This is a genomic window from Rickettsia endosymbiont of Ixodes pacificus (assembly GCF_000965155.1).
Lineage (GTDB): Bacteria > Pseudomonadota > Alphaproteobacteria > Rickettsiales > Rickettsiaceae > Rickettsia > Rickettsia tamurae.
The window spans coordinates 896,936-918,932 of sequence record NZ_LAOP01000001.1 but is presented as its reverse complement, the minus strand read 5'-3'; the positions used below and the strand labels follow the sequence as shown (position 1 = coordinate 918,932).

The window sequence follows — 21,997 nt, the reverse complement described above, 5'->3', positions numbered from 1 at the left end:
CTTTAAAGCTTTTTAAAGGATTTTTTGAAAAGCTCGATTTATCTTGCTTTACCCTAGATCCCCGCCTACGCGGGAATGACATCTAGAGCTTTTCCTGATCTATACAACAATACTAATTGGCTAGAGTTATATATTAAAGATTTTCTAAATTTAAGTCAAATTAAAATGAGTAATTATTGGTTAAATATTTATAAGCCAAGAGGCATAAGTTCTGCTAAACTTGTTAGTATAGTAAAAAAAATACTCGGTAAAGTTAAGATAGGGCATGCAGGTACTCTAGACGTAGAAGCGGAAGGAGTATTACCACTTGCCGTAGGTGAAGCTACAAAACTAATACAGCTACTAATTAATGCTAGAAAAGCCTATATTTTTACCGTAAAATTTGGAACACAAACAGATAGCGGCGATTATGCCGGTAAAGTAATAGCAACGAAAGATTATATCCCTTCTCAAGAAGAGGCTTATGCCGTATGTTCTAAATTTATCGGTAACGTAACACAAATACCGCCGGCTTTTTCAGCTCTTAAAGTTAACGGCGTAAGAGCTTATAAATTGGCAAGAGAGGGGAAAGAAGTAGAATTAAAGCCACGAAATATAACTATTTATGATCTAAAATGTTTAAATTTTGATGAGAAAAATGCTACCGCTATATACTATACGGAATGCTCAAAAGGTACTTATATAAGGACTTTAGCAGAAGATTTGGCATTGTCCTTGCAAAGTTTAGGATTTGTGATAGAATTACGCCGTACTCAGGTTGGAATATTTAAAGAAGAAAATGCTATCCGAATTAAATCGCCTGACGAAATTACCAAAAATTCCCTAGAGGAAAAAAGCATAAAGATAGAAGCAATACTGGACGACATCCTGGTTCTTGATGCAACTGACAGCCAAGCACAGCAAATTAAATACGGACAGAAATGTTTATTTAATTATGAAAAAGACGTTAATCTTTTATGGGTTCGCTATAAAGGTGTTTTGCTTGCAATAGGTAGCTTAAACAAGAGTTGCTTTAATTCTTTACGAGTATTTAATTTAACACAAGACTTCTTTTAAAACTAGAAGTCTATATATTTAAGGAGAAATTATCGATGTCGATTACTACAGAACGTAAACAACAATTAATTAAAGAATATGCTATAACGGAAAATGATACAGGTTCAAGTGCGGTGCAATGTGCTATCTTAACTGAAAGAATCAATAATTTAACCGAGCATTTTAAATCTAACCATAAAGATCATACTTCAAGACGCGGATTATTAATTTTAGTCGGACGTCGCCGCAGATTACTTAACTATATTAAAAAGAATAATGTTAGCGAATATTTAGATTTAATAAGTAAGCTAGGAATTAGAAAGATTAAGTAGTACAAATATCATACCGCAACTTGACCTAGTGTCATACCCGTGGTCAAGCCACGGTATGACAACCTTGAATAAAATATAAATTATGAAATTGAGATAAATAGATGTTTAACGAAATAACTAAGAGTGTTACATGGGACGGGAAAATTCTTGAGCTTAGTACAGGTAAAATAGCAAGGCAAGCTGACGGAGCAGTTACGGTAAAAATGGGTAATTCCGTTTTATTATGTACAGCAGTAGTAGCTAAAAAAGCAAAAGAAGGTATCAGCTTTTTTCCTTTAACGATTAATTATAGAGAAATGGCGTATGCTGCCGGTAAAATCCCCGGAGGATTTTTTAAACGTGAAGGGAAAGCATCAGATAGAGAAGTTTTAGTATCTCGTTTAATAGATAGACCGATTAGACCGTTATTTCATCCGGCTTTTGTGAATGAAACGCATGTAACTTGCAGTGTTCTTTCATATGATCCTGAAACTCCGGTAGATATACTTGCAATTATCGGCGCATCGGCTGCACTTAGCCTATCCCCTGCTCCTTATCTAGAAATAGTTGCTGCAAGTAAAGTCGGTTTAATCAACGGTGAATTTGTTTTAAATCCGGCACTTGAATTATTAAAAACAAGTCAGCTTGATTTAGTAGTTGCAGGAACATCAGATTCAGTAATGATGGTTGAATCGGAAGCTCATTTACTCTCTGAAGAACAAATGTTAGAAGCCGTAAAATTTGGATTTGAAAGCTTCCAGCCGGTAATAAAGATAATTAAAGAACTAGCAGAAGAAGCTAAAAAACCAAAGCTTGAAATGCAAGATTTATATCCTGCCTCATTAAAGAAAGAAATTGAGAAGTTATTTGTAAAAGAAATTGAACAAGCTTTTGCGATTAAATCTAAACAAGAACGTAGCACTAATTTAGATTTAATACCTGAAAAAGTTCTTACACATTTTGTAAGCGACATAGAAAATAAAAAATATAGTAATTATCAAATCGAATCGGCTTTAAAATCTATTGAATCAGATATATTACGTAACGAGATTTTAGAAAAAAATAGACGTATCGATGGAAGAAGTACCACGGATATAAGACAAATTGCTTGTGAAATAGGTTTACTACCTTCCGCACACGGTTCAGCTTTATTTACTAGAGGCGAAACGCAAAGCTTAGTTAGCACTACATTCGGTACTAGTTTAGATGAGCAGATAGTTGACAGTTTAGAGGGTGAGTATAAAGAGCGTTTTATGCTTAATTATATCTTTCCGCCCTACTCTGTAAATGAAGCAATGCCGATGAAAGCACCTAGTCGTCGTGAAGTCGGACACGGTAAACTCGCATGGCGTGCTATCAATCCAATATTACCTAATAAAGTACAATTTCCTTATTCTATTAGAGTAGTTGCCGAAACTACGGAGTCTAACGGTTCTTCTTCAATGGCAACTGTTTGCAGTAGTTCTCTTGCTTTAATGTATGCCGGCGTACCGATAAAAGCACCGGTTGCGGGTATTGCTATGGGACTTATTAAGGAAGGCAAAAAATTTGCCGTATTATCGGATATTCTCGGTGATGAAGATTATTTCGGTGATATGGACTTTAAGGTTGCAGGAACTAGTGAAGGGATTACTGCATTACAAATGGATATCAAAATATCCGGAGTAGATTTTAAAATAATGAAAGTAGCTTTAGAGCAAGCACGACTCGGTCGTTTGCATATACTGGAGCAAATGAATAAAGTTATCAGTAAACCAAATAGCGAACTAAGTAAAAATGCTCCTTCTACTACTACTATAAAAATAGATAAGGATAAAATTAGAGATATTATAGGACCGGGCGGTAAAGTAATAAAGGAAATTTGTGAAACTAGCGGTGCTAAAATAGATATAAGCGATGACGGCAGCGTTTCTGTTTATGCTTCAGATAGAGATAAGTTAAAAGTTGCCTTAGATAAAATTAAAGCTATTGCCGTTGAACCTGAAATCGGTGAAATATTTAACGGTACGGTAATGAAAGTCTTAGATTCCGGTGCTTTTATTAATTATTTAGGTAATAAAGACGGCTTTGTTCATATTAGTGAAATTTCAGAAGAAAGAATAGAAACGGTTAGTAGTGTTTTAAAACAAGGCGATATAGTAAAAGTTAAGCTAATAGGTTTTGATAATAAAGGCAAAGCAAAATTAACTATTAAAAATACCGATAAGGATAAATCTTCAAATAATCCAAAACCAAAAAATAATGTTAATAATGCTAAGGAAAATTCAGAACCTGAGCAGCGACGTGATTCTAGTAAAAAACGAGCTTGGAATGAAGATAATAATACTGAAACGGCTGAAGTAATTACAGAACGTAAGTATTTTAATTGATCTTGTCATACCGTGGACAAGCCACGGTATGACAATGAGTAAATAAATGACCAACACAAATAATTACCGCATTATCGCAAAGAGGGTTATTTCTAGTGAAGCAAGTGCTTTAGAAAAATTATCCGAAAATATCCCTGAAGATTTTAACAGAATTATAGAATTTTTACTATCTTTCAAAGGACGGGTAATTTTAACGGGTATAGGTAAAAGCGGTTATATTGCAAAAAAAATAGCAGCTAGCTTTTCCTCAACCGGTATGCCTGCTTTTTATTTACATCCGGCAGAAGCAAGTCACGGCGATTTAGGTATGGTGACGAGAAATGATCTAGTAATTATGCTATCTAATTCCGGTGAAACTAAAGAGCTATTTAATATAATTGAATATTGCAAGAACTCTTCCATAAAAATTGCTGCGATGACAATGAATAAAAATTCCACTTTAGCTAAAAGAAGCGATTTTTTATTAATAGTACCTGAATACCCGGAAGCTTCTGTAATTGGAGCTCCTACTATATCATCTTTAATAATGTTATCACTCGGTGATGCTTTAATGACTGTTATACATGAAAAACGAGGCTTTACTAAAGATGATTTTAAAATTTATCATCCGGGAGGTACAATCGGTGCTAATTTAACAAAAGTTAAAAACCTAATGCGTAGCGGTGATGAAATACCTTTAGTATATGAAGATACTTCCTTTGCCGAAACTATAATTGTTATGAATAAAAAACGTTTAGGTTGTACACTTGTAACAGATAAAAACCAAAATTTGGTGGGAATTATAACCGATGGGGATTTACGTCGTCATATTAACGATCAAATCTACTTAAAAACAGCATCAAGCATTATGACCAAAAACCCTATTCATATCTCATCGGAAATATTTGCAAAAGAGACTTTAAATTTAATGAAAGCCAAGAATATCACTAATATACCGATTGTTGATGATAATGTTATTATAGGCATTATCCATATTCATGATTTACTACGCATAGGAGTTAGCTAAAATCTATGCCCTCTTCTTATAAACGGCGAAAAAAAATTTGGAAATCTGTATATCTTTTAATAATAGTTGGAATTTTGTATATAGGGTATATATTAATTAAAAGTGGTTATATTAATGAAGAAAACGATATTAACGTTACAAAAAAAAGTTTAAAAGATACTAAAAATTTTGATTTAAAATATAATATTATATTGAAAGATTCAATTTTTGAGGGAGTAAATAAAAATTTAAATGCGTATAAGATTAAAACTGAGCGAGCTACAAAAGAGTCAGATAACAAATATAAACTAGATATAATAAATGCTATTTATAACGTAAATCAAGACCAAACTCTTATTATCAATGCGAAAGAAGGCTTTTTAGATGAAGAATCAAACATATTAGATTTAAAAAACGATGTAAAACTTTTTTTTGATGAGATCATATTTAACACTAACTATGCAAGGATTGATTTAGTAAATAAGAATATAACCGGTCATTCCCCTACTAAGTTACTTTACAAAAACTCTTCAATTACTTCGGATAGTTTTAATACGAAGGATGAAAATAATATTATAATTTTTAAAAGCAATGTCTCTACAATCATCGATTTATCGGATTAGACATCTTTCTAGACCAACTTATAGAGAGGAATTTAAAGGAGACACGGAGCGCAGCACCGCAGCGTATATAGACATACGTGAGGATGCGAGTACCGGATCGACGTCTAAATTACCTCTAGAAGCGAAGTTTAGAAAGATGTCTATTATTAAACTTGTTTTACTTCTTATAATTAGTACCGTAATATATGCTAATGATAAAAATATTTCAAATTTACATATAACATCTGATACTTTAATTATTGATAGAACCAAACAAAAGGCAGAATATCTTGGAAATGTTGTTGTTTACTTCGATAATGCGATACTTAGAACGAAAGAATTATATATTTTTTATAAAACAATAGCTGAAAAGCAAACTATTGATCATGTAGTTGTCCCTACTAAATTGACTGTAGAAAGAAAAATAAATAATGAATTATTACTTGCAGATAGTGCTAAATATTTTTTCGATAATAAACAACTTATTCTACTTGGTAATGTAATATTACAGCGTGACGATAATGTTTTAAAAACTAATAAACTAATCTACTATGTAGATATTATTAAGAAATAGAGCTATTTATCGTTGGTACGTCATTGTGAGCGACTGCAAGGAGTGTTGCAATCCAGAAAATAATTAAAAAAATGCTAAAGATTAGCATTTTTAAACTGGATTGCTTCGTCAATTACTTACGTAATTTTCTCGCAATGACGTTGAAAATTAATCCACGCAACAAAATCTTAACAAATAAAAAAGATGGACAGCTTACAAGTTAAAAATATATCAAAATCCTACAAAAAAAGGAATATATTAACTGATATATCTCTGAATATAAAACAAGGAGAGATAGTTGGTTTATTCGGTCCGAACGGAGCCGGTAAAACAACTTGCTTTAACATTATTATCGGTTTAATGAAACCGGGCTCAGGGCAATTACTTTTAAATGATATAAATATTACCAACTTGCCTATTTATTTACGAGCAAGACTTGGAATCGGTTATCTTCTTCAAGAACCTTCGATATTTCGGGGATTATCAGTTGAGGATAATATTAAAGCTGTAGTTGAGATATCTGAAAATGATAAAGAAGTAATTGAACAAAAAACCCATAATTTGCTAGAGAAATTTTCGATAGTTCATTTAAAAGATTCATCCGCTGCTAACTTATCAGGCGGTGAAAGGCGTAGGCTTGAGATTGCACGTTCACTTGCAATAGAGCCTAAATTTATCATGCTTGATGAACCGCTTGCCGGTATTGACCCGCTTGCTATTTCCGATATCAAAAATCTAATTACTTATTTACGTGAATTTAATATAGGCATATTAATTACCGACCATAACGTACGTGATACTCTAGATATAGTCGACCGTGCTTATGTTATTTTTGAAGGTAAAGTATTATTAGAAGGAAGTGCTAAGGAAATAGCAAATAGCAAGAAAGTTAAGGAAGTGTATTTGGGAGAAAGCTTTAGCTTCTAGATTCCGATGTCATCCCTAGCTAAAAGCGGGGATCCAATCCTTTTCGATGTCATCCCGTGGCTTGACCACGGGATCCAGTAGAATTGACTACTATAAATTGTTTTTATGGCGTGGTCAAGCCACGGCATGACATTGAATACGTTTTCCGAACCATGTAATAACATTCAAAACAGTTTTTTATGCAAATTAACAAAGAAATTTTTAGGGCTTATGACATACGAGGTAATAGCCTTAAGGATTTAACGGAAGAAGTAGCTTATAAAATCGGCTTTTGTTTCGCCGAGATGACTATAACGAAAGATAACGATAAAATCTGTATAGGTTTAGACGGTCGGCTCAGCTCCCCTACCCTTTGTAAAGCTTTAGAACTAGGATTAACTGATGCAGGAGCTAAAATCATAAATATTGGCGTAGTTTCAACGCCGGTTTTATATTTTGCCAATAAACACTTTATGCCTGTCGGTAGTATTATGGTCACGGGATCACATAACCCTCGTGACGATAACGGTTTTAAAATGTTGCAAAACGGCAAATCTTTTTTCGGTCCTCAAATCCAGGATTTACTAGCAAAGATTAATGTCATACCGTGGCTTGACCACGGTATCCATAGTGATATTAACTGGATCCCGCAGTCAAGCCGCGGTATGACAATAACTCCTTACGACATCCAATCTAAATACCTAAAACGTATTTTAGATGGAATAAATATTAATCCAAAATTAAAAGTAGCTTGGGATTGCGGTAACGGAGCAACCAGCAATATTATTGAAGAACTAAAAAAACATTTAGCTAACAAGAATATAATCATAAATAGTAAGATTGACGGGAATTTTCCAAGCCATCACCCCGACCCTACTAACCCTGCTAATTTACAAGAGCTAATTAAATTAGTTAAAGAACAAAATTGTGACCTTGGTATAGCTTTTGACGGTGACGGTGATAGAATCGGTATTATCAGCTCAAGCGGGAAGATATTATTCGGTGATCAAATTTTATGTATATTTGCTGAGGATATCTTAAAGGAAAACCCAAATGCCACTATAATAGTCGATGTAAAAGCCAGCCGGTTCATCGTTGATAAAATAAAATTATTCGGTGGAAATCCTATAATATGGCGAACAGGCCATCCTTTTATTAAAAGCAAAATGCTTGAGACAAAGGCTTTACTCGCCGGTGAAATGAGCGGGCATATATTCTTTGCCGATAAATATTTTGGCTTTGATGATGCAATTTATGCAGCTCTTAGACTTTTAGATTTACTTAGCAAATCGGATAAAACTCTAGATGAGATAATAGACGAGTTACCCAAAAGCTATAGTACACCGGAAATTAAAATATTTGTTTCTTCAGAGTTAAAACTAAAAATTATAGAAGAAATAAAGCAAAAGTTACTTGATGATAAAATAGAATTTAACGATATTGACGGTGTACGGGTAAATACTGAGCATGGTTGGTGGCTCTTGCGTAGCTCTAATACCGAATCTATTATAGTTGCAAGGGCTGAATCAGCTAATAAGGATGGTTTAGAAAAAATAATAACTATAATTAATAAATATCTTGAAAAATACGGGCTATTAATTAATTATTAAAAAATTATTGCTTTCTAAAGTATTATTTTATATATTTTTCTTACATTAAATTAATATACAACAGACCTAATCGATACATCATCTGTTGATGCTAAATTAGTTACAATAACAGCAACAGGTGCAAATACATTAAATATTAACATTACCAACAAGGCACCATTGGTAATAAAAAATAAAGACCTTGAGCCTACTAATAATCCTCTTATTTTTAAACTTAACAGTGATGTAGCAGCATCTAACGGTCTAAATAGTTTAGTTCTTGACTACAATGACGCAGGCTTATTTAGTGGTCCAACTATTAGTTATGACAACAAATTTGGTACAATAACATTTAGTGGACCAGCAGATAGTAATGCTAATACTAAGACTTTAGGAAATACTATTAATACTGATGAAATCGTTTAAGGGTATTAATGTCATTCCTAGCTAAAAGCGGGAATCCAGTACTTTTTGTTGTCATACCGTGGCTTGACCACGGTATCTAGAAAAAATTAAAAACATTAAATTTTCGATTCTAATTCCGTAAGACTGGATACCGTGGTCAGCCACGGTATGACACCGAATACATAAAATAGTTTAAACAAGTGACAAAGAAAGAAATATATTCAAATGATTTGAAGAATTGGAATGTAAAACAAGGAGCGAGCACGCACAGCCTATACTTAATAGGTGAGCATGCGAGTCCTCCGAAGTTTTGCAGAAACAATTCTTCAAATCATTTGAATATAATTATATTATGCGGGCCGACTGCTAGCGGGAAGTCTTATTTAGGGCATGAATTGGCTAAAGCTTATAACGGCGAAATCATTAATATCGACTCAATGCAGGTTTATAAGGAAATTCCTATTATTACCGCCTCCCCTCCGAAAAGCTATAAAACTGAAGTTACTTACTATTTATATAATTTTCTATCAATTACAGAAGATTTCTCGGTAATAAAATATCTAAAACTTGCGACAGAAAAAATAAAAGAAATAACCGGCAGGGGTAAACTACCCATATTAATAGGAGGAACGGGCTTATATATCAATTCTCTAGTTTTTGGCTATAATAATATTCCTGATATAATGGAGGATTTACGCAAAGAAGTTAGAGAATTGCATAGTAAAATAGGCAATATAGAATTATGGAATAAATTAGAGAAGCTTGACCCACTTACTGCTTCTAAAATAAACCAAAATGATACTCAACGTTTAATTAGAGCTTATGAAGTATTCATGCAAACCGGTAAATCTATTTTTTCCTTTCAAACCTTGCTAAAAGAACAAATCTTATCTGATTTTAATTTCAAAATTATCTTCTTAAATCCTGAGCGAAAATTTTTGTATAAAACATGTGATGAGCGTTTAGATAAGATATTTAAAGAAGGGGCAATTGACGAAATTGCTTTAATAAAAAGACAATTCACCCCACAACATTATTCGAATTTAAAAGCAATAGGGATAAAAGAAATTTTAGCTTATTTAAACGGCAATCTCACTTTAGATGAGGCTTTAAATGCAGCTCAAATACGAACCCGTCAGTATACTAAAAGACAAGTTACTTGGTTTAAAAATCAGATACAAGATAAAACCACATTAGAATATTCTAACCAAGAAGAGTTTGCACAAATATTAAGAAATTTTACGTACTATAGCTAGGGTTAAATAAAAATGGTATGCTATTAATTTGTCATCCCGTGGCTTGACCATGGGATCCAAAACTTTTTAAGGTTTTCTGGATACCGGGAACAACCCGGTATGACAGTTTTTATATCTTTTTTATCTCGCTTTAGCCATAATTAATGCGTTATAGCTAGACCATAGTAAATAGGTACAGTTAAATAAACTTTAGTACGTGTTCTACAGCCATACTGATATCTTTGAATTGCCCCGTAACTTTTCTTATTTCGTTCTTAATCTTAAACCAATAATGTTCTATAGGATTTAAGTCTGGGCTATATGTAGGTAAGAATAAAATTCTGCACCCAACCGACTCGATTAATTCTCTTATTATATTATTCTTATGGAAGTTGATATTATCCATAATTACTGTTTGTCCAGGATGTAATTCTTTAGTTAATATAGTCTCTACATAGGTTGTAAATATTTCTTTATTACAATTTCCTTCAAATATTACTGGCGCTATAATTTGATTATTACGAAGCCCCGCTATCATACTGATCCTGGATTTATGTTGATACACTTTGTTTCCATAACATCTAGTACCTTTTATACTCCATCCATATTCTCTACAAGCATTATCTTCTATTCCTGACTCATCAATGAATACTAGAGTTTCTTTAGAAATTTGCTGTATCTTTTCTATAAATTCATTCCTTAAACCAATATCCCTTCTGGGATGAAGATGACTTTTTTTTATAAGTGTACCCTAGTAGTTTTCTATAGTAATTTATTCTAGTTCTTTGTAATCTATTACCTAGTATAATACTTAATTCTTTAGCTGTTTTATCATGATTATTGATAATTAATTCTTCAAATTCTTTGAGATTTATTTTTGCATTATAACCCTTTGCTGGACCATAAGGTTTTGCTTTTATATCTCCTGTTTCCCATTTAAGAGTTTTCCATCTATATATAGTGTTACGACCTATATTGAATATTTTACATGCTTTAACAATTGAGAGCCCATCATCTAGAGCTTTGAATAGTTTCATTCTTAAATCGTAACTGTAACTGCTTGCCATAATTTATTTATTATCATTTATAACATATATATTAGCATAGTATGTACCTATTTACTATGGTCTAGCTATACCAAGCTATTTAACGGCACTTTAAGAGTTATAGGGGTAGCCTCAAGCCTTGACGCTATAGGAACTTCCAAAGCTGATTTATTAGTTCAATCCGATCTTATTATCAATCCAAATTTACCTTTATTTGTAGCTCCGAATGATGAATTTACAGTACCGGTAACAATATTTAATAACCTAAAAGATTCAGGAAACGCTCAGGTTTTTCTAAATATTGAAACAAGCGAAGGACTTAAAATATTAGATTATCCTAAAGAGATACCGATAGACGAAAATAAGGAAGCTACTATTAATGTTAAATTAAAAGCGACTGATAAACTCGGTTCGGCAGATTTAAAGGTTGTGGCTTCTATAAATCACCTAAACCGGGTATAATATCTATGGCAGTAGTACATAGCTCCGAATTAACTAGTACTACGAGCATTCGCCCTGCTAGCCCTAACGTTACAACAGTTGATACAGGCTTCATTACCGGCAATAAAGCTAATTTAAAAATCTTGCGGGATTTATATCCTGAATTTGCTAAACTGCAAATTTCCGCTTCTAAATCGCCGCTTGCTATTATTTCCGGTTTTAAAGATTTCCTAGATAATTATCCTTATGGCTGTACTGAACAATTAATAAGCCAAAATTTTGCCAATATTTTATTATATAATGAACAAGAGCTAGTTCAGATTCTTAAAACTAATCGTAAAAAAATGGATGAATCATTATCGAAAATATTTCAAACTTTATCGGAACGTCAAAATTACGACGGTGGATTTAGATATTGGAACAATTTTAACGACGATTCCGATCCATTTATTTCCGTTTATGCTATGCATTTCTTAAGCGAGGGAGCAACTAGATATTTAGCCGTTCCAAGTGATATATTTAATCAAGGTATTTACTATTTAGAGAATATGGCTAACAGATCAATAAACTCCTTAGATGAAGCAAGAGAAAAGGCATATGCGGTTTATATCCTGACGAAAAATAGTGTTATTACTACAAGCTATATTGCAAATATTTTAAAATATTTAGACGAGTACCATAAAAATACATGACAGGATGATTTGACTAGCGTTTATTTAGCAGCTAGCTATAAAATGCTGCAAATGAATGAAGAAGCGGATAAATTATTAGATAGATTTACTCTAAACAAACCGATATCAAAAACAGATTATCAATACTATAATCCTCTAATAAAATATAGTCAGTATTTATACCTAATTTCTCTGCATTTCCCTGAAAGATTAAAAAACTTTGACCCAAAAATTGTACAGGATATAGCTCTTTTTGCTAAAGACAACTATAATAGTCTATCAGCAAGCTATGCAATTATGGCAAGTCTTGCCTATGCCGATAAAATAAATAATGTAGATGAGGCGAGTATTAAGGTAGATTATACAATAAATAACCAAACCCAAGAAGTTATAAAGCATCAAAAAACATCTTTAGCAGGTAGCAAAATAATGCTGGATGAGATTCCTGCAAACGGTGTTCAAGAAATCAACTTAACTTCCTCAAGTAACGGCTTTTTCTATCAGCTTTTAACTTCAGGCTATGATAAGCAATTAACAGAAAATAAAGAGATAGTTAAAGGCATAGAAATAACCAAAAAATATCTCGATGAAAATAATAAAGAGGTTAGTAAAGTAAAATTAGGTGATAATATTACGGTGGAAATCACCATGCGTTCAGGTAGTAATAAAACCTTGAACAATATGGTAATACTTGACTTATTACCGGCAGGCTTCGAGCTTTTACCGGATAACAACAACGTAAATATATTAGAACGCACGCAGGAAGTAATGATATGGAAACCGATATATATAAATAATCGTGATGATAGAGTTATGATTTTCGGTACTATTTCTGATCAAAAAATGACGTATCAATATAAAATCAAAGCAGTTAATAAGGGCATATTCGCAACTCCTGCTATTTACAGCGAAGCTATGTATGACCCTCAGACTTACTATCGTGGTACTATAGGTAGTATTATTGTGGAGTAGCGTTGTTGCATGGTTCGTTTTATGTCATTCCCGCGAAAGCGGGGATCCACTCCTTTTCTGTGTCATCCCGTGGCTTGACCACGGGATCTTGTATCACAGACTGTATCCTGAGATCCCGCAATCAAATTGCGGGATGACATTAAAGATTACTGGATTCCCGCTTCTGCAGGAATGACATCGATTAATAATCCTTACCTTGATTATATTAAAGGAGATTGTTACGCCTCAAACAGTCTTATACTAAAAGCACAAGAGTCTTATTATACAGCTTTAGACCTCAGCGAAGATTCTGAGTTTAAACTTGGTATATATTACAAAGTGACCAATTTATAAGAGCAGAACCATAACGAATTTGATCTCATTTATATATATAATGCTATTTATGCGTTGTATAACATGAATTATCCTTATCATTATGAATTAGATTATTTTTAGCAATCTCAAACGAAATCTAAATTCGCCTTTAAAAATTCCGGAGCAAAATCTGCACCGTTAGACCAACTAATAGTTTGCAATTCTTCATCTATCGTCACTTTATTTTTTATCTTGAAGCGGCTCAAAAATTGAGCCTTTAAGATGTGGATATAGGTTTATAATACCTTTTGTTCCATCATCAAAAACTAATTCTAAATAATAATCATCAATATAACTTACAGATATTACATGCAACATTTGAATTTTAATCCATTTTTTATATTATTTTAAGATCTCATAACCACAATAAAGAATTCAGAATATCTTAATAATCCTTCACCCCACAATCACTTTCAGCTTCTCTATAGTTTTTGAATCTTTTGCGAGTTCTAAAAATATTTCCCGCTCATAGGCAAGTAGCTCTTCTTCATTCGTTTCATTTCAGTTGCTAAATTTATTTTAGGCAAAGTAATTTTATGAGGAGCAGGCAATATCTTTTTAGGTAGGTTTAATTTTAAAGCTTCATCTAAAATATAATGCTTGTTCATATTTACGTGCATATTCTCTACATCATAATCTGCTTTAAAGTAATCTGCCGAGCTTGTTTTATTCTGCTCTATAATATTTCTGATATTTTTAATTAGTTTAGTTTTATCTCCTCTAGTTCGAGCAAACATTTCGGTAACACCGACCCATCCTGGTATTAAACCGACACCAAGTTCTACAAGTCCTGCGTTAAGTTCTTGATTTCCTATAATAAAGCTTGAGTGTAGTAATAGCTCACATCCACCTCCAAGGGCCACACCAAGACCACAGCTAATAACATGTGTAGAGGAATATTTTAAGTGGAGCATGGTTTGCTGTACAAACTCTTCTAATGCTTTGGTATCTATTTTTGCTTGCCTTTCTTTTTCAAGCAAGTCTTTCTTATTTTCATAATTTCCTATTGATGTTTTTAAACTATTTATTTTATCTTTGTGTCGCTCCATACGCACTAAATTAGTATCTCCTTCACCTATTACATTAGCTCCTCTCTCTCCCCCCTGGCTATCAAACCGCCTATAATACCACCTACAGAGCTTGCTTGTGCTACTAAAGATACCGTCTCTAAGGTAGTATCTCGTATTACTTTTAAAATCTCTTTAGTTCTAGTTGTATTTAATTTTTCAGGTTCAACTTTTTCTTGGTAAATTTTAGGTAATTGAGTATCCAAGAAATTTTTAAGTTCAGGGCTATCTTTTGCTTTATCTATTGAGTAGTAACTACTAACTCTGCTTGCTTCACATAATTAGCTTTAATATTTTCTAAAGTTTTTTTCTTTCTATCTAAACGCTTATCTTCTTTTACTTCTAAAGTTTCTTTTCCAACATTGTAAGCAACAGCTGATAAAGAAAGTGCAGCAAGCCCAACCCCGACGGGAGTGGGATTAAGGACTAACGACACTGCGACGCCGCCAATTCTAGCCGCACGTCTTACTGCTTTACTACCTAATGTTTTATATGTTTTCTCTAGAACATTTGCTGCAGTTTCACCACCGGGTAGTGTCCTGATTTTTAATGCCTTATCGGCTAAACCGGGACTTGGGGAACCTTTTTCTTTAATTTTTGCACCTTGCTGAAGTTTATCAACCGGATCATAAGCTTTTTCTCCGACATTAACTACTCCGTCTGCTATATGAGTAAGATCATGGGTAATGGCAACTTTACTAACTCCCTTTACTACTTCTACAGCTACCCCAACCTACAGCAATTCCGGCACGAGCAACTCTAGCACCGTAAAGTGCCGTATCCTCTTTCAGCGTTCTTTTTCCTGCTGGCTTATTTTGCGATTGCCGTTCCTGTGGAGACTCAGAAGCTTTTGTTTGTGCTGCTTCTAAAGGCTCTACTCTTTCAGGGGTATTTATTGAAGATTTAAGCTTATTATCTTCTGCTACATTTTTTATTCCTTCTTCAGGAGTATTAATAGATGATTTACTACTTAAATTTTCTTTACTCATGAATGCTCTCTAACTTTTTTAGGTATTAACACTCCTATGTAATACAGTGGCTTGACCACGGTATCCAGTAAAAACGTCAAAGAATACACGCTATAAGTTGTTTTTCTAGATACCGTGGTCAAGCCACTGTATGACAACAAAAACTAACATCTTATCGTCTTCCCATCGCATAGCTAGTAATCAAGTTTTTTATAGGTTTAAAATTACTTATCACCTTAAACCCTATTTGTCTTATACATCTTAAATTTTTGGAATAATTTGAGAAAATATTATTTAACTCATCAGTCAACTTATACATAATAAAATTATCGTCTTGCCTTAGCTTTTGATATTCTTGTAATGTACCATTATTACTAACGATTATGCTCAAAGTCTCTATATCTTTTATACCTTGATTAAGCCCTTGTCCGGCGAGCGGATGTACTGTGTGGGCAGTATCTGCAATAAGAACTATACGGTTATGAAAATATCTATTTGCTATACGGGCTTTTAACGGGAAGCTACTAATCTCGCTATCAATAGTAATTTTACCTAAGGAATTACCGGCATTTCTTTGAGTTAAAAACCTGACTTCTTCTATAGGCAAATTAACAATTAAAGCAGCTTGACTAGCAGAAGTTGACCATATTACGGAAGAGCTATATTGATCTTTTAAAGGTAACAAAGCAAAAGGACCAAGCGGCAAAAAATGCTCCATAGCACAATTTTCATGCGGCTTTTCATGCTTAATATTAAATGTAAGAGCTGTTTGATAAGGTTTTTCAATTTCATTAGCGAAATAATGAGATCTTACTTTTGAATTTACTCCGTCACATATAATTAATAAATTACATTTAATTTGTTTATCATCAAATTTTATAATTGAATAATCACTATGACTTATAACTTCTTGATATTCATTATTATCAATTAAGGTTATCAACGGATTATTAGTTACTTTTGACAATAATATTTTTTTAAAATCGCTATTCTTAACCACATATCCAAGTACAGCATCATCATTTCGTAAGTCTAATATCTCTGAAGCCTTATTATCTACTACATATACGTCTTGCATTTCTGCCACAAACTTCTTAAGCTCTTCCCATATATCAATAGAGAATAAGAAATTTTTAGAATGCGGCGTTAAAGCAGTAGTTCTTATATCTTTAAAAAACTCCGGGCTTTTTACCGATTTACTCTCGAATATAGTAGTTTTTATACCCTTTTGTGCAAAAGAAAGTGCCGTTAGCATGCCGCTCAAACCACATCCTAAGATTATCGTATCAATCTGCTTTGTTTTCATTCGATTCATTTATGAAATATTTTAAATAACCGTTTGTGGCTATAAAGCTTAAAAGAAAATAAATAATTGCTATATCTAAATATGAACTATTTCCTGAGTATAAACCTAAACAGCAAATAAATAAACTCGCTAAAGTCGTGAAGCTATTTAAAATCAATAAATTTGTAAAAATATCCGTTTTTCTGATAAATAGGTAGGTTATTAAGCAAATAAATAATGAAATAATAATTAAAAAGATGTTAAGCATAATTTTTTAAATCGGTTTTTCCGTCATTACGAGGAAAAACTGTAAGTTTTGACGAAGCAATCCAGTAAAATGATTTTACTGGATTGCCACGCTCCCTACGGTCGCTCGCAATGACGATTTCGGTATCAACACACCACTCATTATATATAATCATTTATAACACTACAAACTGCAAATAAAATTAATTAAAATTCCTTAAATAATTTTAATATTATGTAATCTTAGCCAACCTTTACACTAAAATAGCTATTGTGACAAAAATGTTATAAAAAAATGTTGCTTTCTTTTACATTCGGCATTAACGTATATATTTAGGTTTTGATTAATATTTTTAAGGTAAATTGTAATGTCACAACTAGATGTTTTAATAGTAGACGATGAAGAGAGTATACGAAATCTCATTGCTGCAAATTTGAAAGATGAAGGTTTTAACCCTAAGGTTGCCGCTAATAGTACTCAAGCCCTTAAAATACTTTCCGAAAAACCGGTCTCTGCAGTTATACTTGATATTTGGCTTCAAGGAAGCGAAATTGATGGGCTTGGGATTTTAGAGATAATTAAAAAACGCTATCCTTTAATGCCGGTAATAATTATTAGCGGTCATGGCACTATAGAAACAGCTGTAAATGCTATAAAAATGGGGGCTTACGATTATATAGAAAAACCGTTTAATAATGATAAATTAGTTATTTTACTTAAAAGAGCTTGTGAAGTAACGAAATTAAAACGTGAAAATATAGATTTAAAATCAAAGGTTATAGATAAAACTGAATTAGTAGGCGGCTGTTCGGTAACTTTAAAATATAAAATGGAAATAGAAAAGGCAGCTAGCTCTAGCAGTCGTATAATGATTCACGGTAAAGTCGGTAGCGGTAAAGAACTTGCCGCAAGGTTAATTCATAAACAATCTAAAAGGGTTAATAATCCGTTCATTATTTTCAGCCCTACCTGTATGACTACAGAAAAAATTAATCAAGAATTATTCGGCGAATCGGAAAAGCAGGAAAATAATAATAAACGCCCTACTATCTTAGAATTCGCCAATAACGGTACTTTATATATAGATGAGGTCAGTAATATTCCTATTCCTATCCAGGTAAAATTATTAAAATTCCTTAAAGATCAAACTATTACAAAACCTTGCGGAAAAAATATTAAAGTTGATATAAAAATTATTACCGGCACTTCTAAAAATATCCAAGATGAAGTTAATAACGGCAAATTCCTAGAAGATCTATATTATCGTCTTAATGTATCCTCTCTAAAAGTACCTTCATTATATGAAAGGAAAGAAGACATACCGCTACTCGTTAAATATTTTGTTAAGCAACTTTCAAAATTTTCAGGTTTAAAAGAGCGTAGCTTTGCAGATGAAACTATTGCAGCTCTTCAATCCTATGAATGGCCAGGCAATATTAGACAATTACGTAACGTTGTTGAATGGACTTTAATTATGAATCCGTTAACTACAAGCAATAATGAAATTATCAAACCTTATATGATACCTTCGGAAATATTAGCCAATAGTGCTAATCTCACAAAACTTGAAGATAGCTTTGATATGTTATCTATGCCACTTAGAGAAGCTAGGGAAGTTTTTGAACGTCAATATCTATCGGCACAAATGAGTCGTTTTAATAATAATATTTCAAAAACATCCTCATTTGTCGGTATGGAAAGATCGGCTTTGCATCGTAAATTAAAATTATTAAGCTTACATATACCTCCTACAAATAGAATAAATGAAGAAGAATATGAGGAAGCAAATGCTTAAAGTCGTATCGATAATTACTATTTATTTGTTATTAAGCAGCTGTTCCGAATCTACTCGTGATGCAAATGGATTACTTACAGATAGCCAAAGCACGGTAATTCGAAATTATATAATATCGCAAAATTCTAAAAACCTTAAAGTGAACCTTAAAGAGAAGTTCGGTTCAAATTTAAAAGGAGTAAAATTAATAGGAATAAAGCTAATAAATGAAGATTTATCAGGAATAGATTTAACTTCCTGCGAAATATTACGTGCTGATTTTGCGGGTAGTAATTTAGAAAAAGCTATACTTACAAATGCTATAATTCAAGAAAGTAATTTTGCAGATTCGGTAATAAAAAATATTTCCGGATATAATTCCGACTTTCAAGGTTCAATTTTTAACAATATAACATTACAAAATACAAATTTCGTTCAATCAAATTTTAGTGATACTGCTTTTAATAAAACTACTATAATAAATGTCAACTTTGAAAATTCTAAATTTAGTCATGTATTATGGAGCAATAATACTATCGACGGTGTTAATTTTCAAAAAGCTAACCTAAAGAATAATAGCTTTAAAAATACTAATATAACAAATTCAATATTTTACGGTACGGACTTAGAAAAAAGTGTAATAAATAATACCAATTTTACTAATAATTATTTTGAATCTAGCGACCTAAGTCAAACTAAATTAACAGCAGTAATAATTAAGGATTCCAACTTCACACAAAGTATTTTTAATGAAGTAAACTTTAATAACGTACAAAGTAATAACTCTTTCTTTTCATACGCTTCCTTTAAAGATTCAACATTACAAAATATTAGCCTTACTAAATGTGATTTACAAAATAGCACAATTAGTAGTTCAGTTTTAAATCATTTTAAAATCGATAATGCTATATTAAATAATATGAGTCTAAACGATAATAAATTTAATAATTTATCAATAAAAAATAGTAATGCTAATTTTGTAAGGATTAATAAAACTAAAGGCTCAAATATTACTTTAGATAATATTAGTTATACTAATATTATTTTTAGCAATAATGATTTTAAACAATTTATAGTGATTAATACTGACTTAAACAGCAGTGAAATAATAAACTCAAATATAACTAATGGGCAATTTAATAATGTAAATTTTTCTAAATCTTTAATACAAAACGTAAATTTTTCAGATGTTAAAATTACTTTAGGTAATTTAAACCAAGTAGCTCTAATAAATTCTAATCTAACAAATACTACGGTTATTAACTCCGTCCTTTCTAATTCACAAATAAATAATATTAACTACCAAGCATATTCCGGTTTTATTAATACTAACGTTTTTAATAATATTATTTTAAATAGCGATAATTCGAGTAAAATTCCACCAAATAATATAGTAATAAGTTCGGTAAAAGATTTGCAAAAAATAACTAACTTAACAAATATAAATTTAACAAATCTTGACTTAAGTAGTTTAGTATTTAATGGAGTAGATTTTTCAAATAATATCTTTAAAAATACTAATTTAACAAATACGGTAATAAAAAACTCTATTCTAAAAGAAGCTAATTTTTCTTCTGCAATACTTACTAAAACAGATTTCTCAAACTCAATATTAACAGATAGCATATTTAAATCAGCTAAAATTGATCAGGCGGGCTTTAGTAACTCTGACCTAACAAATGCCGATTTTACCGAAGCAACAATTAAAGATACTTCATTTGATAAAGCTAAGACAAGCGGAATGAAAGGGGTGGATATCTTTAAATACCTTGATCCCTATACGAACATTCAGTATGTCATTCCCGCATGGATCAATTCCACCGCTGTTCATTCCGCGACTTGATCGCAGAATCCAGTTAAAAATACTAATAATTTTAGTATTTTTTATTGTTTTTGGATACCGTGGTCAAGCCACGGTATGACACCGAATCCATTTTTTGATCCACACGAACAATACCCCGCAGGAATGACATAGAATTTACCTTTGGTTGCTCTTTGAAGATTTTTCTTTATTAGTAGGTGTATTAGAGGGTGTAAATGAATTATTATTTATAAAAGCAGTAGGACTTTGCTTCTTCATTCTATTGATAATTTGTTGTTGTTTAAGATTATTTATCTTTTGTTTTCCGGCTATCCTTATAGATTTAGTAATTTTGGCAGTTTCTACAAATATTTCCTTAGGAGTTTGTAGCTGATCAATTCGCTCATAATGTTTTTTAAGAAACTCTTCTTTTATCTTTGGCTTTACTCCTTTCAAATCAACATATGTTTTATATAACTTCTTTAATTTTATTTTAGATTCTTTTATTTGTTGTTTGGAAGATTTTTGAGGAAATGATTTAATCGAATTAACAAGACTGCTAACTATTTCTTTTATAATATTAACTGCAGGCGAAGCTATTTTCTTTATTCCTTCATAAATTTTACCTAACCCACTAGCGATAACATCTAATATTTTAGGCTCATATTCTTTAGATATAGAGGGTATATCCCTAATAATATCTCTAGCTTCAGTTAGATTATTAGCTAAATGAAGTAATGCTTTTTTCTCTTCTAGCTCGGTAGATCGATTAGCATATAAACTAGCTATATCTGCCTGAGCATCTATAGTATCGGTAATTATTGATTTAGTATCATTAAAAGAAAGATCTATAGGTGTCTTTTTTTGCGTTATAGGGCTGTCTTCTCTTAATTTATCTAGCCTATCACGTATTGCTTGGTCTTTTTGATCATTGAGGCTTTTACTTTTTTGTTCTAGTTTAAGCTCAGATTGCATCTGCTCAATTAGATCGTCTACTTCATTACCGAATTTTTTTGTGGGGGTATAAGGTCTATCTTGGAGCTTTGCAAACCTTTCTTCTAATTCTTCAAGTGTTGGAGGAGTGCCTTTAAGTTTTGCTAGTCTTTCTTCTAATTCTTTTATTATTTGATCGTCCTGCTTTTTCTTAGACATATATACCTCTATAATAATTCCTAGGTTTTGTGAAGAAAATTAATAAGATTCTTGAGAGGATAGTTGTTCCTATTTCAAAAAAATCTTATGATTTACAGCAAAAAATAGCAAAAATAGACTAATTTAATTTTCTTTCACAGAGCCTAGTTATTAATAACACAAACTACTAAATAAAATAAGGTATTTTTTAATATGAGTTAAGATATAATTACATAAAGATAGTATTGTT

17 protein-coding genes and 7 pseudogenes are annotated in these 21,997 nt (G+C 31.9%); 14 read left to right on the top strand and 10 right to left on the bottom strand.

Going from position 1 to position 21,997, the window contains the following annotated elements; all coding sequences use genetic code 11:
• Positions 1-165: 165 nt before the first annotated feature.
• The 7 genes from truB (at position 166) to lptB (ending at position 6,782) form a co-directional block, all read left to right on the top strand.
• Entirely contained in the window at positions 166-1,056 is an 891-nt protein-coding gene (gene truB, locus REIP_RS04935) for a tRNA pseudouridine(55) synthase TruB (RefSeq protein ID WP_045804332.1), read from the top strand.
• A 35-nt stretch (positions 1,057-1,091) separates the two neighbouring features.
• Positions 1,092-1,367: a 30S ribosomal protein S15 gene (rpsO, locus tag REIP_RS04930; protein WP_008580203.1), complete on the top strand. Its 276-nt coding sequence runs from the start codon at positions 1,092-1,094 to the stop codon at positions 1,365-1,367.
• A 101-nt stretch (positions 1,368-1,468) separates the two neighbouring features.
• Positions 1,469-3,715 carry a polyribonucleotide nucleotidyltransferase gene (pnp, locus tag REIP_RS04925; RefSeq protein ID WP_045803968.1) on the top strand — a complete coding sequence of 749 codons (2,247 nt, stop codon included), beginning with the start codon at positions 1,469-1,471 and terminating at the stop codon, positions 3,713-3,715.
• Between the two features lie 46 nt (positions 3,716-3,761).
• Positions 3,762-4,721: an SIS domain-containing protein gene (locus REIP_RS04920; RefSeq protein ID WP_045803967.1), complete on the top strand. Its 960-nt coding sequence runs from the start codon at positions 3,762-3,764 to the stop codon at positions 4,719-4,721.
• Positions 4,722-4,726: 5 nt separating this feature from the next.
• A complete protein-coding gene (gene lptC, locus REIP_RS04915) occupies positions 4,727-5,323 on the top strand; it encodes an LPS export ABC transporter periplasmic protein LptC (RefSeq protein ID WP_045803966.1) in 597 nt (198 codons plus the stop codon).
• Positions 5,324-5,459: 136 nt separating this feature from the next.
• Positions 5,460-5,876, top strand: coding sequence for an LptA/OstA family protein (locus REIP_RS04910; protein WP_081819166.1), 417 nt, complete (start codon positions 5,460-5,462; stop codon positions 5,874-5,876).
• A 183-nt stretch (positions 5,877-6,059) separates the two neighbouring features.
• Positions 6,060-6,782: an LPS export ABC transporter ATP-binding protein gene (gene lptB, locus REIP_RS04905; RefSeq protein WP_045803965.1), complete on the top strand. Its 723-nt coding sequence runs from the start codon at positions 6,060-6,062 to the stop codon at positions 6,780-6,782.
• Here the strand turns inward: lptB and REIP_RS12510 are convergent.
• Complete coding sequence (locus tag REIP_RS12510) at positions 6,779-6,946, bottom strand: hypothetical protein (RefSeq protein ID WP_231569242.1); 168 nt, start codon at positions 6,944-6,946, stop codon at positions 6,779-6,781. The two genes, lptB and REIP_RS12510, sit on opposite strands and share 4 nt — an antisense overlap.
• Before the next feature lie 15 nt (positions 6,947-6,961).
• On the opposite strand from REIP_RS12510, the pseudogene REIP_RS13675 reads away from it, so the two are divergent.
• The 4 genes and pseudogenes from REIP_RS13675 to miaA all read left to right on the top strand — a co-directional run.
• A pseudogene (locus REIP_RS13675) lies at positions 6,962-7,357 on the top strand (phosphomannomutase/phosphoglucomutase); the annotation flags it as partial.
• 87 nt (positions 7,358-7,444) lie between these two features.
• Positions 7,445-8,371: pseudogene (locus REIP_RS04900) on the top strand (phosphomannomutase/phosphoglucomutase); the annotation flags it as partial.
• A 159-nt stretch (positions 8,372-8,530) separates the two neighbouring features.
• Positions 8,531-8,776, top strand: a complete 246-nt coding sequence (locus REIP_RS04895; RefSeq protein ID WP_231569241.1) for a hypothetical protein — start codon at positions 8,531-8,533, stop codon at positions 8,774-8,776.
• Between the two features lie 179 nt (positions 8,777-8,955).
• The gene (gene miaA, locus REIP_RS04890) at positions 8,956-10,011 is read left to right on the top strand and encodes a tRNA (adenosine(37)-N6)-dimethylallyltransferase MiaA (protein WP_045803962.1); all 1,056 of its coding nucleotides are present in this window, start codon (positions 8,956-8,958) and stop codon (positions 10,009-10,011) included.
• A 178-nt stretch (positions 10,012-10,189) separates the two neighbouring features.
• Here the strand turns inward: miaA and REIP_RS09600 are convergent.
• A protein-coding gene (locus tag REIP_RS09600) for an IS630 family transposase (protein WP_156147374.1) occupies positions 10,190-11,057 on the bottom strand; the annotation gives its coding sequence in 2 pieces (ribosomal slippage) (positions 10,190-10,729 and positions 10,731-11,057; 867 coding nt in all).
• A 78-nt stretch (positions 11,058-11,135) separates the two neighbouring features.
• On the opposite strand from REIP_RS09600, the pseudogene REIP_RS04875 reads away from it, so the two are divergent.
• Positions 11,136-13,120 (top strand): annotated as a pseudogene (locus REIP_RS04875) (alpha-2-macroglobulin family protein); the annotation flags it as partial.
• A gap of 534 nt (positions 13,121-13,654) precedes the next feature.
• Here REIP_RS04875 and REIP_RS11725 read toward each other — a convergent pair.
• From REIP_RS11725 to REIP_RS04835, 7 genes and pseudogenes are all read right to left on the bottom strand, one after another.
• A complete protein-coding gene (locus tag REIP_RS11725) occupies positions 13,655-13,792 on the bottom strand; it encodes a DUF2442 domain-containing protein (RefSeq protein WP_197069205.1) in 138 nt (45 codons plus the stop codon).
• Between the two features lie 78 nt (positions 13,793-13,870).
• Positions 13,871-14,478 (bottom strand): annotated as a pseudogene (locus tag REIP_RS11000) (enoyl-CoA hydratase-related protein); the annotation flags it as partial.
• A 74-nt stretch (positions 14,479-14,552) separates the two neighbouring features.
• Positions 14,553-14,747: a hypothetical protein gene (locus REIP_RS04855; protein ID WP_231569239.1), complete on the bottom strand. Its 195-nt coding sequence runs from the start codon at positions 14,745-14,747 to the stop codon at positions 14,553-14,555.
• Positions 14,748-14,845: 98 nt separating this feature from the next.
• Positions 14,846-15,136, bottom strand: a pseudogene (locus REIP_RS13440) (hypothetical protein); the annotation flags it as partial.
• A 192-nt stretch (positions 15,137-15,328) separates the two neighbouring features.
• Positions 15,329-15,530 (bottom strand): annotated as a pseudogene (locus REIP_RS09595) (2-octaprenyl-6-methoxyphenyl hydroxylase).
• Between the two features lie 151 nt (positions 15,531-15,681).
• Complete coding sequence (ubiH, locus tag REIP_RS04840; RefSeq protein ID WP_045803961.1) at positions 15,682-16,824, bottom strand: 2-octaprenyl-6-methoxyphenyl hydroxylase; 1,143 nt, start codon at positions 16,822-16,824, stop codon at positions 15,682-15,684.
• The gene (locus REIP_RS04835; protein ID WP_008580390.1) at positions 16,796-17,062 is read right to left on the bottom strand and encodes a monovalent cation/H+ antiporter complex subunit F; all 267 of its coding nucleotides are present in this window, start codon (positions 17,060-17,062) and stop codon (positions 16,796-16,798) included. Before REIP_RS04835 ends, ubiH begins: the two co-directional genes overlap by 29 nt.
• Before the next feature lie 346 nt (positions 17,063-17,408).
• Between REIP_RS04835 and REIP_RS04830 the strand changes: the two genes are divergently transcribed.
• Positions 17,409-18,836 (top strand): sigma-54-dependent transcriptional regulator, encoded by a 1,428-nt coding sequence (locus REIP_RS04830; protein WP_045803960.1) that lies wholly within the window; start codon positions 17,409-17,411, stop codon positions 18,834-18,836.
• Positions 18,829-20,571, top strand: a pseudogene (locus REIP_RS04825) (pentapeptide repeat-containing protein); the annotation flags it as partial. The gene REIP_RS04830 and the pseudogene REIP_RS04825, both read left to right, overlap by 8 nt.
• A 222-nt stretch (positions 20,572-20,793) precedes the next feature.
• On the opposite strand, the gene REIP_RS04820 reads toward REIP_RS04825, so the two are convergent.
• Positions 20,794-21,768, bottom strand: a complete 975-nt coding sequence (locus REIP_RS04820) for a hypothetical protein (protein WP_045803959.1) — start codon at positions 21,766-21,768, stop codon at positions 20,794-20,796.
• Between the last annotated feature and the right edge of the window lie 229 nt (positions 21,769-21,997).